Genomic DNA, 13,227 nt, shown 5'->3' with positions numbered 1-13,227 from the left:
CGCGGCTCCCGTCAGTCGTCCGCACTCGCTTCCTCACCCTCGCTCCGGTGCGCCTCGGCCGACGCGCGAATCTCGTCCGAGACCGCCGGCACGTCGTCGCCGTCGATGCCGCCCTGCGCCTCGATCTCATCGACCGACATCGGGTAGGTCCGCAGATCGTAGTGGATGTCGATGCCAGCCTTGGCTCCCTGGCCCATCGCGACCGGAATCTGGTTGTGGCCGGGCACCACGTCGCCGACCGCGTAGACGCCTTCTGCGCTGGTGTTGCCGTGGTCGTCGACCGCGACGGTCCCGTCGTCGTTCAACTCGACGCCGAGTTGCTCGGCCAGATCCGTGTTGTACTCCGCGCCGTACATCGCGAAGCCGCCGCGGTACTCCCGGCGGGAGCCGTCTTCGAATTCGAGGGCTTCGAGCCACCCGTCGTCGCCGTTCTCGACGCCCGTGACTTCTTCCTCGACGATGTCGACGGGGTGAGCGCGGACCATCTCGTCCGTCTCGTCGCTCCAGGTCGGCTCGTCGCCGTCCAGGAGCACGTCCACGTCGTCGGTGAAGTTGAGCATGATCATCGCGACGTGGGCGGTGCTGTCGCCGTGGCCCATCACGTACACCGACTCGTCGACGAACATGTAGGCGTCACAGTGCAGACAGTAGTGGAGGCCCCGCCCCGTCCGTGGGGCCGGCGGGTCGGGACGGCCGTCGGAGAACCCGGTCGCGAGGACGACTCGGTCGGTGACCGCGGTCACGTCGCCTGCCTCCAGTCGAATCCGACCGTCGTCGAGGCGCTCGGCGTCGGTCACGAAATCGCGGTGGTAGTCCGCGCCGTAGCCTTTGATCTGCTCGATGGCGGTCTGGAGCAACTCGTTGCCCGACGTGTCTTCGGTGATCCCGATGACGTTGTGGGTGTCCTGCATCATCGCGGCTCGGCCGCCGCCGCGGTTGATGACGGCGGTGTCGTGGCCCAGCCGTGTCGTGTACAGCGCCGCGGTCAGCCCCGCTGGCCCACCGCCGACGACGACGACTTCGTACTCGCGTTCCTCGCTCATTGGTATCCGTCCGTAGGACCGCGCGACACAAAACTGTCTGGTTACCCGTCGGTTATCGTGTCTGTGTCACGTGGCCGCCCGAATCCGGCCACTCCCGAAATCCCCCGTAGCAGGCCTATGGGGGCAGTTACCACGGGTCATACTCTCCATAGGTCACACGAAGGACAGGCCATATATGACTGGGGTGCGTATATCCCGACGAACAGACCCGGTGTCAGCCGACCGCCACTCATTCAAATCATGACAAGCCGTGTATTCAGACTCCATTCGACACTCGAATTGCCGCTCGAAGACGTGTACGAGTATTTCGAAGACCCCGATCTCCCGGTGGAGATGGAGGACATCGACATCACTCGTCGCAACAACACACTGATCATCAGTGCTGTGGCTGCCGACGAGTCCATGAGCAAGTACACGCCGACAGCACAGTTGAAAGCCAGCATCACGGAAAACAGGGTGTACGAGGAAGAGCCCGAAGACCGACCCGGCGGCCCCGGTGGCGGTGGAGGCGGCAGCCCACAGTGGGGCACACTCGAAGAAGAGGAAGAAGAAATCGAGTCCGAACTCGTCGAATACGCCTGTTTCAAGGGCGACCGCGAAACTGTTCTTCAGAACACTGCGCTCCAGTACCCGATGTTCGAGGTCCTCTGTGGCATCGCCAAGATCGCCGAGAAGGGGACGCTGACCGCCGTCGTGGCGGTCGACGGCGAACTCCACGCGACCCGCATCGTCGACGGTGAGGACCGGCCCGCCTCCGTCAACGTCGTCGAAGAGCCCAAAGAGGACGACGGGGCAAACGGCGTCAACTGGCGGGACAACAAGTTCATCAGCTGAATTCGCGGCTCCGTCTCCGCTTCTCGCTACGACCCGTCGCGTAGCGCCGCGCTCGCCGTCGCACTCGAACTGGTCGCCATCCCGGTTCCCGATGCACCCTCGCGAACGCTCTGAGGGATCGCCGTGTCGACCGGCGTGTCGAACTCGACGAACTCGGTGTACATCGTGAAGTTGCCGCTTCCGGTTGAGCCGCTGACCTCCAGTCCGTCGATCTGCATGTCGAACTCGACGTACGAGAGGTAGTTCGTCTCTCTGTCGACACCGATCTCGAAGCGCATCGACTCGAACTTGTCGAGGGCGTTCTCGCCCGGGCCGCTACTGGAGTTGGCGAAGATGCTCGCGAGGCCCAGCAGACTATCGAGGTTCCCCCGGACGATCACGGTATCGTCGGTGACCGTCGCCCGCGACCGGTTGGTCAACTCCAGCGGGATGTCCGTGGTCGGTGCCACGTCGTCGAACGTCGTCTCCTCGGTCTCGTACTCGTACTCCATCTCGTTCTCGTTTTTCGACCGTTCGTACTCGGTCCCGTTCGCGTACCACGTGTCGACCTGCTGGACGAAGCTGAATCCGCCGAACTCGATGTCGTTCTCCATGGTGGTATACGACTGGTTCGCAACCATGTCGTACCGCCCGGTCCCCTCGCCGCGCATGATCATCCGGCCGTTCTGCTGCCCCTGGAGCGTGAGGTTCATCGACTGGCGCTTCTCCGCCACGATGGTCTCGACGCCGTCCATCCGCTCGCGTGCCGCCGGTAGGGGGTTCTCGATGGCCGTCACCGTGGTCGACTCCCCGGCGACTTCGACAGTGTACTCGCCCGGTCCCGGGAAGACGTGCCGGAGCGTGACACTCCGCTCGCCGTTCGCGTCCACGCGGACCGTCTTCGAGGCGACCTGTTCCCCGTCGACGCTGAGGCCGACCGTGTGGTTCCCGGCCGCCTCACCCTCGTTCACTGCGTCCACCGTGACGGCGTAGCCGATTCCGGCGACGGCCTCCGCGTCGAGCGTCGCCGATGCCTCGACCGACGCGGCCGGACTGTCTTCGGTCCCGTTCTCGTCCGTGGCTGTCGGCGTCTCGGAGCCCGTGAGCCCCGAACACCCTGCCAGCAACACCGTCCCTGCGACTGCCAGTACCAGCAGTGATTGCTTCATACGAACACGTCAACGAACCGTCGTAAAATACCTGCTGTTCCATCGAAGCGTGAGCGGGGGAAGGCGTCAACCCCGGTGGCGGAAGGTGACGACGGTACTCAGCCCCTGCCCGTCGACCGACTCCGTCGTCACGTTCATCGTGAGCACGTCGTCCTCGTCGACGACGCCGTAGGTGATCGCTTCGAGGTCACTCGCGCTCTCGCCTTCGGCCAGCAGGACGACCCGTACCTGGTCGCGGTTGACCGTCACGTCGTCCACGTCGTAGCCCTCGTCCTCGAACGCTGCTCGCAGGTCCGCTTGCAACTCACTCATGGCCTCGCCTACGGCGGCCGCCCTTAAAATACAGGGGCCCGCGACCGCTCGCCGTCGACCGACCGGACGGATATGGTAGGCTGCCCCACACGAACTGAATCCCGAAAAACACTTACCGGGGAGTAATTATATCTCATTACACCATGGCGGAATTCCCAGACTACCTGGACGTCGATTACACCGACGGCGAAGGCGAAGACCCGTCGGACTATCCGACCATCGAGGACAAGATAGAGAAGGCCATCGAGGTCACCCGTGAGGGCCTCGAACAGTACGAGAATCCCGTCGTGATGTGGACCGGTGGGAAGGACTCGACGCTGACGCTGTACTTCATCAAGGAAGTCGCCGAGAAGTACGACCTCGAGGTCCCCCCGGCGGTCTTCATCGACCACTACCAGCACTTCGACGAGCTGTTCGACTTCGTCGAGAAGTGGGCCGACGAGTGGGATCTGGAACTCATCTACGCCCGCAACGAGGACGTGGGCGAGTACGTCGAGGAGAACGACCTGACGCCGGGCGACGACATCCCCGTCGACGAACTCTCCGAGCACAACCAGCACCACATCCGGAACATCCTGGAGTACGAGGAAGACACCTTCCCGTTCCTGCTGGACACCTACGTCGGCAACCACCTGCTCAAGACGGTGGCGCTCAACGACACCATCGAGGAGTACGACGTGGACGGCATCCTCAGCGGCGTTCGCTGGGACGAACAGGAGGCCCGCGCCGACGAGACCTTCTTCTCGCCCCGGCACGACCCGGACATCTACCCGCCCCACGACCGCATCCAGACGATCCTGCAGTTCGCCGAACCCGACGTGTGGAACGCCTACTGGCACTTCGTCGTCCCGGACACCGTCGACGAGTACCCCGACGACGGCTACGTCCCCCAGGGCCAGGACGACATCCCCGGCGACCTCACGAAGGACGACCTCCCCGTGAGCCCGAAGTACTTCGCCGGCTTCCGCTCGCTGGGGAGTGAAGTCTCGACCGACAAGTCCGCCGAAGAACCTGCCTGGCTGCAGGACATGGAGAACACGACCGAGCGCGCCGGCCGCGCCCAGGACAAGGAGGACCTGATGGAGCGCCTGCGCGACCTCGGCTACATGTAGGACCCTAAATTTTTACTTCGAGGGGTGCGCGGAGCGCACCCCCGCTCGCAAAAATTTAGTACAAAAACTTCCCGGACGCTCGCTCCGCTCGCGTCCGGTGAACCGGCGGCCGAAGGCCGCCGGATGCTGGACTCTACAGCCCCGCTTACCGCCCAGCCCCGCCTACAGCCGTATTTTCGTCGGATTTTCGGCTCTGATGAACGCCTCGCCACTATCGGGGTCGGCGAAGACCAGTCGGCCCTCGGCGTCCCGGCCCTCGACCCACTCCGGGAGGTCGGGGATGCCGTAGTCCGCGGGGTCGTAGAACTGTGCGGCGATGGTCCAGGTACGGGCACGCATTCGCCCGTCGCTCGCGTCCGCCTTCTGGTTCATACCGGAGGTTCCCGAGGCCACCGATAAGGGCACGCAAACGGCCGGCAACGGCCACGGCGGTGGCGTTTGCGAGGGTTGACGGGGAGGGCTCCCGGATCGCCCTCGCGTCCGGAACACCTACGGCGGTCGCTCTCCCAGCCACGGCCAATGACCGACGGCGTTCCGGACGACTCCGGTGTCGACTACACCGACGGCGCGGGCGAGACGCCCGCGGACTACCCGACGCTGGCCGCGAAGTTCGAGCGCGCGAGCGAGGTCTTGGGGACGGCACTCGACGCCTACGACGCGCCCGCAGTCGTGTGGTCCGGCGACCGCGACTCGACACTCGCGCTCTATCTCGTCCGCGAGGTCGCCGCCGACCGGGACCGCCCGCTCCCGCCGGTGATCCTCGCCGAATCCGTCGCCGCCGACGCCTTCGTCGCCCGCTGGGTCGACCGCTGGGGACTCGATCTGGTGATAGCCGGTGACGACCGCCTGGCGACCGTCATCGACGACCACGGCTTCGACGCCGTGATCGCACCGGACCGCGGCGACGACCCCGACATCGCGGCCGACGAGTCATTCGTCGCGCCGATGCGGGACGGTGCGGTCACCTACGACCGGATTCGGCCCCTGCTCATCTTCGATGGGGAAGCCACTTGGAACGCGACCTGGGGGTTCGTCGTGCCCGATACCGTCGACTCGTTCCCGGCCGGCTACGTCCCCGACGGTCCCGACGACCTGCCCGACGGCGTGGACCTGACCGACATACCAGTCAGTCCCGGCACGCTCGACGCTCTGTGCGGCGAGTGACTCCGCGCGGTGCTACAGCTCCAGCACTTCGACCAGGTGCCCGTCCGGGTCTCGCAGGAAACAGATCCGCGTCCCGCTCTCGGTGGTCTGGGGTTCGCTGATCGTGGGCACGTCATCGGGCAGGTCGGCGTAGAACGCGTCGAGGTCGTCGACTTCCAGCCCGAGGTGGGTCACGCCGGGCTTGTTCAACCGGCCCTCGGGATGTCTGTCACTCTCGGGTTCGTACTCGACGAGTTCGACGCGCGCCCCGTCGGCGTCGAGGTGGGCGAAGTCCGCCGACGCACCCGCGATGCCGACGCCGGTGGCGAACCCCTCGCCGCCGACCGAGAACCGCGAGAGTACGTCGAGTCCGAGCGTGTCCCGGTAGAACTCGACTGCGCGATCCAGATCCGACACCGTCAATCCGACGTGGTGGGCCGTGAGATCCTGCATACCGGTGCATCCGCCGAGGGCGTCAAAACCGCTTCGCTACTTCTCCCGGACCGTGCCCCCGCCCAGTCCCTCCCACTCGACTCTGTATCCGAGCCGCGAGAGGACCGCGCTGGCGTCGTCGAGCCCGGACTCGGAAAGGACCGTCTCGGCCTCGGACAGTGCCATCCCGGCCTCGATCTCCGCGGCCACCTCGTCCAGCACGGCGGGCCGCACGAGCGTCCGCCCGACGAGTTCGTGGGCCGGGAACGACGTGCCTTCGAGGGCAGATTCGCTGACCCCGTGGCGCTCGGCCAGGTCGTCGAGCGTGATCGCGTCGTCGTCGGGGTCGAGTTCGTCCGGGAGGTCCGCGGCGGCCTCGGCGGCGAGGTCGTCCTCGTAGCGCCGGAGCGCGGCGCGCACGTCCTTGAGCCGGACGGTCCCGGAGTAGGGAATCGCCCGGTGGTCGCGAGCTTCGATCTCCTCGCCCACGCCCAGACTTTCGTCGACGGCGACGAGCATCTCCACGTCCTCCAGATCGGCCAGCCGGTCGAGTTTCTTCGCGACGTACTCGGGCGTCCAGAAGCCCATGATCTCGAAGAAGACCCGGAAGTCGGCGTGCCGGTAGTCGAACGCGAAGTCGGGGATGACGACGTGGGCACCGGCCGCCAGGGGCTCGGGTTCCCGGACCAGTTCCCAGTCGAGGTCCAGCGACTGGAACCGGGTGGCGAAATCGGCCTCGACGCCGCTGTCGAAGGTCATCTCGGTCACGGGCTCGGCGTCGGGCACGGACACGTCCGCGTCGGTCAGCGTCATCTCGCGCTCGGTGCCGCGGTCGTCGACGGTCGCGGTGAGGGTCCACTCGGCGGTGCCGGCGACCGTCCGGAGCAGGCGGGCGAAGCGCGTGCCGTAGCGGCGGGTCGCGCGAAAGAGCGCGTCGGGGCCGGTGACGACCACCTCGCGGCCCTCGTCGGTTCGCCGGATCTCGTACATCAGGCGGAGCCGCTTGACCGCCGAGACCACCGTTTTGGGATCGGACGAGCGAACACGGACCTCGGTGGCGTCGAACAGCGCGGTCTGGGCCAGCGAGAGGTTGTATTGGGCCACGAGGTCGGCCGGCTCCCAGCGAACCTGCAGGTCGGCGAGGACCTGCTCGCACTCGCGGTCGGCGTACAGCGACGCCTCGACCGCCTCGGGCGAGCAGTCGAGACGGTCGGCCGCGGTCGCGAGCGCCTGCTCGCGCTCCTCGCTCGTGACGACGCCGTCCGGTGCGGCGGCCTCGAAGGCGGCTTCGCGGGCGCGCCGAGGGTCGACCGGCGCGCGGGTCTCGAAGGTGGCCTCCCGTTCGAGGAGTTTGGCGAACCCCCGGACGAGCTTGAAATCGGACGCCTCGCGTTCGAGGTCGGTGAGCGCGTCCGAGAGGACCGTGCGGGACTGGTCGACGTGACCCTGATAGACGCCGATCACGCGGGCCGCCAGCGCCTCGTCCTCGGTGTCGGCGAAGCGGGGCTGGTAGCCGCCGCCGGCCCGGGACACCCGGAGCAGGTCCTTCGTCAGCACGGCCGGAGGTGGGCGACCGAGCGACAAAAAGCCCCGCAGTGAGAGAGAAGATTCATGCCCCGCCGCCGTCGACCGACCTGTATGCATCGCCGACAGGTCCTGTGTGTGCTCGTGGTGGTCGTCGCCCTCACCGCAGGCTGTATGAACACGCCGCGGCCGACCCTCCAGCCCCAGTCCGGCGACGTGGCTGCCGGCGGTAGCGACGAGCAGCCGGCCGACACGCCGGAACCGGACCGGTTCGCCGTTCCCGACTGGGACATCCGGGCCGGCGACAACACCACCATCGTCGACCTGCAGGTGTGGAACAAGGCCGACCGGCAACGGGGCGTTCGGGTCACCGTCTCCCGCCGGATCGGCAACCGGACCGTCGAAGGGTCGACCGATCTCGTCCTGGGCGCGAACCAGACGGCACCCACGGAAGTCACCCTCGACGTGTCGTACGACGAGTTCTGGGAGGGCTCGAACCTGGACTTCGACCTCGAAGAACGGTCGGTCGGGGCCTAACGCCGCCGCCGCGCCACCCGTTCTTCGGCCGTCTCCTCGCTGACGATCTCGTAGAGGAGCGCCCGGCCGGGGCCGGACCCATCGCCGTCCCCACTGCCTCCGCCTTTCGGCCGGAGGATTCGTCCGAGTCGCTGGGTAAACTCGCGCTCGCTCCCGCTGCCCGAGAGGACGACCGCCACGTTCGCGTCGGGCACGTCGATGCCCTCGTTGAGGACGTTCGCGGTCACGACCGTCGAGTACGTTCCCTCACGGAACCGCGAGAGGATCGCCCGGCGCTCGTCGGCACCCGTCTCCCCCGTGATCGCCGGCACCAGGAAGCGCTCGGAGAGCCGGTAGACGAGATCGGTGTGGGCGGTGAAGACGATTACGCGGTCCTCGCGGTGGCGGTCGAGGATGCTCGCGAGTTCCGCGACCTTCCGGTCGGCGTTCATCATGATCTCGCGGGCTCGCTGTTTGGCGAGCAAGGCCTCCCGCGCTCTGGGGTCGGTCCCCGAGCGCTTGACGAGTTCCTGGTAGTCGCTCCCGCTCCGGAGTTCGATGTTCGACTGGGCGAGGTAGTCGGTGAAGGTGCTCTGGTAGCGTTCGTATTCCTCGCGTTCCTCCGGGGTGAGCGCGACCTCGATCCGCTTCAGGTCGTACTCGGCGAGGTGGTCGCCCGCGAGGTCGTCGGCGTCGAGGCGGTAGACGACCGGACCCACGAGGTCTTCGATCACCTCGTGTGCGCCGTCGGGGCGCTCGAAGGTCGCGGTCAACCCGAGGCGAGCGGGGGCGGCGAACAGGCGGCCGATGTCGCGGTAGCCCTCGCCGCCGAGGTGGTGGACCTCGTCGAGTACGAGCAGGCCGAACCGGTCGCCCACGTCGTCGGCCCGGAGGTACGCCGAGTCGTAGGTCGCGACCGTCAACGGTTCGGACACCTGTTTTCCGCCGCCGAACTGACCGACCGGCACGTCGAACTCCTGTTGTAGTTCCTCGCGCCACTGCTCCAGCAGGTCGATGGTCGGCACGACCACGAGCGTCGGCACGCCGAGTCGTTCGATGGCCTCGATGCCGACGACCGTCTTCCCGCTCCCGGTCGGGAGTTCGACGACGCCGCGGGGGGCAAGTCGCCGGTCCGCGCCGCCAGTTCCAGCGTCGTCCGTCTCCAGCCAGGCGTCCAGCGCCGCCCGCTGGTACTCGCGGAGTTCGTAGGTGGACCCCAGATCGAGGGGCTGGAGATCGAGGACGCGGTCCTCGTACTCGACGCCGCGCTCGTCGAGGGATCGCCGGATCTCGTGGTACTGGACGGCCGGGGCACGCCCGGTCCGGGAGCGCTGGTCGCGCTCGACGCCGGGCAACCCCGTCGGCACGTCGCCGGCCAGTCGGACCGTCCCGTCCTCGAAGGTCAGCGTCAGCACGGCCGCGCCTACGTCGGGACCCGGAATGAACCCACCGCCTGGCGGCGGACGGCCGCGCTGGCCCCACTCGCGCCGAAACCGACAAATGTTGCCGAATCGTAGTCGAACGTATGCCCTGGGTCGATCCCCACGAGACGGACCCCGCGCAGTGGGCCGGGGACGCGGCCGCCGAGCGGTCGTGTGCGTCGGTCTACGAGCGGGCGCTGGAGACGGGGCGGCCGTTCGAGCGGACCGACAAACTCGTCTTGCAGGGGCCGACGGTCGCCGACGAGTTCCGAACCAGGGGGTACGAACGGGCGCGGGTCGACTACCACCTCGCGGTCGAGACCGACGGGCGGGTGAAACTGCTCGCCCGGGGGCACCTCTGGGGCGGCGACGAGCCACACCAGCGGTTTCGCGCACAGTACCGGCGGGAGGGTGAGCCGACCGAGACGGTGCCGTTCGACGAGTATCTGACCTGGACGCGCTACCAGTACGGGACCATCGACGTCGAGGGCGGACGGCTCACGTTCGAGGCCGAGAGCGACCGACAGGAGCGGATGCGGCGACTCGACTGGACGGACCTGTACGCGCCCGACCGGTTGCGGCTGGCCGAACTCGAACTGGTCCGCAATCCCGCGCTGGCCCGATACGTCCTCGGGGACCGAGGTGACTGGCGCGACGTAGCGGACGCACTGCGGTACAATCCCGAGGCGTTCGCGGTTCGGCCATGAGGCGGGCCGTCCGGGTGCGGGGACGGATTTCTGAACCCTTTTACCCATCGCGGGGCACTGTACGCACATGAGTGAGCAGGACGCCTCCGGAACGGACGACGCCGACGAGCCGGCAGCCGACGACGCGGCGGACCCATCCTCCGACGACGGGGCGTCCGCCGCCGAGACGACGGCCGACGAGTGGGACTCGCTCGACGACGTGGCCGAGGACGGCGAGGGTGACGCAGGCGAGTCGTTCGAGGCCGGCGAGGACCTGCTGGAACGCGTCGCCGCGACCGACGACGAACAGCTGGCGAACGAGATCGCGTCGCTCCGGATGCGCGTCGACTCCCTGGAGTCGGAACTGGAAACTCGCGAAGACGAAGCCGAGGAGCTCGAATCCAAGCTCGCCCGGACGAAGGCCGACTTCCAGAACTACAAAAAGCGGATGAAAAAGCGCCGCGAGGAGGAGAAACAGCGCGCGACGGAGGACCTCGTGGAGCGCCTGCTCGACGTGCGGGACAACCTGAAACGCGCCCTCGAACAGGACGAGGACGCCGACATCCGCGACGGGATCGAGGCCACGCTCCGACAGTTCGACGAGGAACTGCAACAGGAGAACGTCGAGGCGATCGAACCCGAACCGGGCCAGGAAGTCGACCCCCAGCGTCACGAGGTCCTGCTCCGGGTGGAGTCCGACCAGCCCGCCGGCACCATCGCCGAGGTCCACCGCCCGGGCTACGAGATGGCCGAGAAGGTCATCCGGACGGCACAGGTCACCGTCAGCGAGGAGTGACGTGCCGACCGCGGTGACGGCGACGGGTCACCGCCCCGCTCCGCGCTGATTGCGGTGCGTAATATAACTCCCGGTCAGTGCCCGTCGTCGCGGGCTAAAACGCCGGAAGCGGTGGGAGCGGTCGGGTTCGTTCCTCTCCAATCTAGCAACTTTTAACCGATTCAGACCGGTAGGTGGGGGCAACAATGGCGAGCAACAAGATTCTCGGTATCGACCTCGGTACCACCAACAGCGCCTTCGCGGTGATGGAGGGGGGCGACCCGGAGATTATCGTCAACAGCGAGGGTGACCGAACCACACCGTCTATCGTCGCCTTCACCGAGGACGGCGAGCAACTCGTCGGGAAACCGGCGAAAAACCAGGCCGTCCAGAACCCGGAGAACACGATCCAGTCCATCAAGCGCCACATGGGCGAAGACGGGTACACCGTCGAGATGGACGGCGAGGAGTACACGCCGGAACAGGTCTCCGCGATGACCCTCCAGAAGATCAAACGCGACGCCGAGGAGTATCTCGGCGACGAAATCGAGAAGGCCGTCATCACGGTTCCCGCGTACTTCAGCGACCGCCAGCGCCAGGCCACCAAGGACGCCGGCGAGATCGCCGGCTTCGAGGTCGAACGCATCATCAACGAGCCGACCGCGGCCTCGATGGCCTACGGACTCGACGACGAGTCCGACCAGACCGTCCTCGTCTACGACCTCGGGGGCGGCACCTTCGACGTCTCTATCCTCGATCTCGGCGGCGGCGTCTACGAGGTCGTCGCCACCAACGGTGACAACGATCTCGGTGGCGACGACTGGGACGAGGCCATCATCGACTATCTGGCCGACGAGTTCGAGGCCGAACACGGCATCGACCTCCGGGACGACCGGCAGGCCCTCCAGCGGCTGACCGAGGCCGCCGAGGAAGCCAAGATCGAACTCTCCAATCGGAAGGAGACCACCGTCAACCTGCCGTTCATCGCGGCCGACGACGACGGCCCGAAGGACCTCGAACAGAAGATCACGCGCGCGAAGTTCGAGTCCCTCACCGAGGATCTGGTCGAGCGGACGGTCGGCCCGACCGAGCAGGCGCTGGAGGACGCCGGCTACTCCAAGAGCGACATCGACGAGGTCCTGCTCGTGGGTGGCTCGACCCGGATGCCGATGATCCAGGAGAAAGTCGAGGAACTCACCGGCCAGGAGCCGAAGAAGAACGTCAACCCGGACGAGGCCGTCGCGCTGGGCGCGGCCATCCAGGGCGGCGTCCTCTCCGGTGACGTGGACGACATCGTCCTGCTGGACGTGACCCCGCTCTCGCTGGGGATCGAGGTCAAGGGTGGGCTGTTCGAGCGGCTGATCGAGAAGAACACGACCATCCCGACCGAGGAGTCGAAGATCTTCACCACCGCGGCGGACAACCAGACCTCGGTGCAGGTCCGGGTGTTCCAGGGCGAACGCGAGATGGCCGAGGAGAACGAACTGCTCGGCGAGTTCCAGCTGACGGGCATCCCGCCCGCGCCGGCCGGAACGCCCCAGATCGAGGTCGGCTTCAACATCGACGAGAACGGGATCGTCAACGTCGAGGCTGAGGACAAGGGCTCGGGCAACGCCGAGTCGATCACCATCGAGGGCGGTGCCGGCCTCAGCGACGAGCAGATCGAGCAGATGCAGGAGGAGGCCGAGCAACACGCCGAGGAAGACCAGAAGCGCCGTGACTTCGTCGAGGCGCGCAACGAGGCCGAGTCGGCGATCCAGCGCGCGGAGAAACTGCTCGACGAGAACGAAGACGAGATCGACGCCGATCTGGAGAGCGACATCGAGGCCGAGATCGACCGCGTGCAGGAGGCCCTCGAGGAGTACGAGAACGTCGACAGCGAGGAACTCGAGACGGCCTCGGACGCGCTGGAGTCGGCGACCGAGAGCCTCTCGGAGGAACTGCAGGAGATCGGCAAGCAGATGTACCAGCAGCAGGCCCAGCAGGCCGCGGGCGGTGCCGGTCCCGGCGGCGCTGGCGCGGCAGGTGCGGGGCCCGGTGGTGCCGGACCTGGCGGTGCCGGTCCCGGTGCGGGTCCCGACGGCGGCGACGAGGAGTACGTCGACGCGGACTTCGAAGATGTTGACGAAGACGAGGACTGAAGGGACGAGTCTTCGTCAGCACGTCAGAGCTCCGCTCTGACGGCGTCTCGAAAAGTGAGCGAAGCGAACTTTTCGAGTTAGACGACGAGTAACGCGAGCCCGGTTCGTCGGTCGGGGTGACGGACCCGTTCTTTTCAAGT

The 13,227-nt window shown here is 66.9% G+C and carries 14 protein-coding genes; 7 read left to right on the top strand and 7 right to left on the bottom strand.

Translation table 11 applies throughout. The features are described 5' to 3' along the window. Positions 1 to 11 precede the first annotated feature (11 nt). Complete coding sequence (locus ACOZ4N_RS09155; RefSeq protein WP_424019620.1) at positions 12 to 1,043, bottom strand: NAD(P)/FAD-dependent oxidoreductase; 1,032 nt, start codon at positions 1,041 to 1,043, stop codon at positions 12 to 14. A 240-nt stretch (positions 1,044 to 1,283) separates the two neighbouring features. Between ACOZ4N_RS09155 and ACOZ4N_RS09150 the strand changes: the two genes are divergently transcribed. Continuing rightward, entirely contained in the window at positions 1,284 to 1,877 is a 594-nt protein-coding gene (locus tag ACOZ4N_RS09150; protein WP_424019619.1) for a DUF7110 family protein, read from the top strand. A gap of 26 nt (positions 1,878 to 1,903) precedes the next feature. Here ACOZ4N_RS09150 and ACOZ4N_RS09145 read toward each other — a convergent pair whose 3' ends face one another. Together ACOZ4N_RS09145 and ACOZ4N_RS09140 are read right to left on the bottom strand one after the other, a co-directional pair. Next, positions 1,904 to 3,025, bottom strand: a complete 1,122-nt coding sequence (locus tag ACOZ4N_RS09145; RefSeq protein WP_424019618.1) for a hypothetical protein — start codon at positions 3,023 to 3,025, stop codon at positions 1,904 to 1,906. Positions 3,026 to 3,091: 66 nt separating this feature from the next. Next, positions 3,092 to 3,337 (bottom strand): hypothetical protein, encoded by a 246-nt coding sequence (locus ACOZ4N_RS09140; RefSeq protein WP_424019617.1) that lies wholly within the window; start codon positions 3,335 to 3,337, stop codon positions 3,092 to 3,094. Positions 3,338 to 3,480: 143 nt separating this feature from the next. Here ACOZ4N_RS09140 and ACOZ4N_RS09135 point away from each other — a divergent pair, with 143 nt between their 5' ends. Continuing rightward, positions 3,481 to 4,449, top strand: a complete 969-nt coding sequence (locus ACOZ4N_RS09135) for a phosphoadenosine phosphosulfate reductase family protein (protein WP_424019616.1) — start codon at positions 3,481 to 3,483, stop codon at positions 4,447 to 4,449. Between the two features lie 162 nt (positions 4,450 to 4,611). On the opposite strand, the gene ACOZ4N_RS09130 is transcribed toward ACOZ4N_RS09135, so the two are convergent. Then, complete coding sequence (locus ACOZ4N_RS09130) at positions 4,612 to 4,821, bottom strand: hypothetical protein (RefSeq protein ID WP_424019615.1); 210 nt, start codon at positions 4,819 to 4,821, stop codon at positions 4,612 to 4,614. A 147-nt stretch (positions 4,822 to 4,968) separates the two neighbouring features. Between ACOZ4N_RS09130 and ACOZ4N_RS09125 the strand changes: the two genes are divergently transcribed. Beyond that, positions 4,969 to 5,613, top strand: a complete 645-nt coding sequence (locus tag ACOZ4N_RS09125) for a hypothetical protein (RefSeq protein WP_424019614.1) — start codon at positions 4,969 to 4,971, stop codon at positions 5,611 to 5,613. A gap of 12 nt (positions 5,614 to 5,625) precedes the next feature. Here the strand turns inward: ACOZ4N_RS09125 and ACOZ4N_RS09120 are convergent, their stop codons facing one another. Both ACOZ4N_RS09120 and ACOZ4N_RS09115 read right to left on the bottom strand, forming a co-directional pair. After that, positions 5,626 to 6,045, bottom strand: a complete 420-nt coding sequence (locus ACOZ4N_RS09120; RefSeq protein ID WP_424019613.1) for a VOC family protein — start codon at positions 6,043 to 6,045, stop codon at positions 5,626 to 5,628. A 36-nt stretch (positions 6,046 to 6,081) separates the two neighbouring features. After that, complete coding sequence (locus ACOZ4N_RS09115) at positions 6,082 to 7,581, bottom strand: DUF790 family protein (RefSeq protein WP_424019612.1); 1,500 nt, start codon at positions 7,579 to 7,581, stop codon at positions 6,082 to 6,084. 81 nt (positions 7,582 to 7,662) lie between these two features. Here ACOZ4N_RS09115 and ACOZ4N_RS09110 point away from each other — a divergent pair, with 81 nt between their 5' ends. Next, positions 7,663 to 8,085, top strand: coding sequence for a hypothetical protein (locus ACOZ4N_RS09110; RefSeq protein WP_424019611.1), 423 nt, complete (start codon positions 7,663 to 7,665; stop codon positions 8,083 to 8,085). Here the strand turns inward: ACOZ4N_RS09110 and ACOZ4N_RS09105 are convergent. Continuing rightward, complete coding sequence (locus ACOZ4N_RS09105; protein ID WP_424019610.1) at positions 8,082 to 9,479, bottom strand: DEAD/DEAH box helicase family protein; 1,398 nt, start codon at positions 9,477 to 9,479, stop codon at positions 8,082 to 8,084. The two genes, ACOZ4N_RS09110 and ACOZ4N_RS09105, sit on opposite strands and share 4 nt — an antisense overlap. Before the next feature lie 110 nt (positions 9,480 to 9,589). Between ACOZ4N_RS09105 and ACOZ4N_RS09100 the strand changes: the two genes are divergently transcribed. The 3 genes from ACOZ4N_RS09100 to dnaK all read left to right on the top strand — a co-directional run bounded on the left by ACOZ4N_RS09100 (position 9,590) and on the right by dnaK (position 13,087). Continuing rightward, a complete protein-coding gene (locus ACOZ4N_RS09100; RefSeq protein ID WP_424019609.1) occupies positions 9,590 to 10,192 on the top strand; it encodes a hypothetical protein in 603 nt (200 codons plus the stop codon). A gap of 67 nt (positions 10,193 to 10,259) precedes the next feature. Further along, the gene (locus ACOZ4N_RS09095; protein WP_424019608.1) at positions 10,260 to 10,967 is read left to right on the top strand and encodes a nucleotide exchange factor GrpE; all 708 of its coding nucleotides are present in this window, start codon (positions 10,260 to 10,262) and stop codon (positions 10,965 to 10,967) included. 185 nt (positions 10,968 to 11,152) lie between these two features. Then, the gene (gene dnaK, locus ACOZ4N_RS09090; RefSeq protein WP_424019607.1) at positions 11,153 to 13,087 is read left to right on the top strand and encodes a molecular chaperone DnaK; all 1,935 of its coding nucleotides are present in this window, start codon (positions 11,153 to 11,155) and stop codon (positions 13,085 to 13,087) included. The last annotated feature ends 140 nt before the right edge of the window (positions 13,088 to 13,227 follow it).

Source organism: Halorientalis pallida (genome assembly GCF_049605515.1).
GTDB classification, from domain to species: domain Archaea; phylum Halobacteriota; class Halobacteria; order Halobacteriales; family Haloarculaceae; genus Halorientalis; species Halorientalis pallida_A.
Note: the sequence above shows the minus strand (reverse complement) of the source record. Positions and strands in the feature narration are given on the sequence as shown.

Excerpts from the sequence above, each read along its gene's own strand:
- ACOZ4N_RS09155 (WP_424019620.1), bottom strand. The coding sequence starts at position 1,043 with ATGAGCGAGGAACGCGAGTACGAAGTCGTCGTCGTCGGCGGTGGGCCA.
- ACOZ4N_RS09150 (WP_424019619.1), top strand. The coding sequence starts at position 1,284 with ATGACAAGCCGTGTATTCAGACTCCATTCGACACTCGAATTGCCGCTC.
- ACOZ4N_RS09145 (WP_424019618.1), bottom strand. The coding sequence starts at position 3,025 with ATGAAGCAATCACTGCTGGTACTGGCAGTCGCAGGGACGGTGTTGCTG.
- ACOZ4N_RS09140 (WP_424019617.1), bottom strand. The coding sequence starts at position 3,337 with ATGAGTGAGTTGCAAGCGGACCTGCGAGCAGCGTTCGAGGACGAGGGC.
- ACOZ4N_RS09135 (WP_424019616.1), top strand. The coding sequence starts at position 3,481 with ATGGCGGAATTCCCAGACTACCTGGACGTCGATTACACCGACGGCGAA.
- ACOZ4N_RS09130 (WP_424019615.1), bottom strand. The coding sequence starts at position 4,821 with ATGAACCAGAAGGCGGACGCGAGCGACGGGCGAATGCGTGCCCGTACC.
- ACOZ4N_RS09125 (WP_424019614.1), top strand. The coding sequence starts at position 4,969 with ATGACCGACGGCGTTCCGGACGACTCCGGTGTCGACTACACCGACGGC.
- ACOZ4N_RS09120 (WP_424019613.1), bottom strand. The coding sequence starts at position 6,045 with ATGCAGGATCTCACGGCCCACCACGTCGGATTGACGGTGTCGGATCTG.
- ACOZ4N_RS09110 (WP_424019611.1), top strand. The coding sequence starts at position 7,663 with ATGCATCGCCGACAGGTCCTGTGTGTGCTCGTGGTGGTCGTCGCCCTC.
- ACOZ4N_RS09100 (WP_424019609.1), top strand. The coding sequence starts at position 9,590 with ATGCCCTGGGTCGATCCCCACGAGACGGACCCCGCGCAGTGGGCCGGG.
- ACOZ4N_RS09095 (WP_424019608.1), top strand. The coding sequence starts at position 10,260 with ATGAGTGAGCAGGACGCCTCCGGAACGGACGACGCCGACGAGCCGGCA.
- dnaK (WP_424019607.1), top strand. The coding sequence starts at position 11,153 with ATGGCGAGCAACAAGATTCTCGGTATCGACCTCGGTACCACCAACAGC.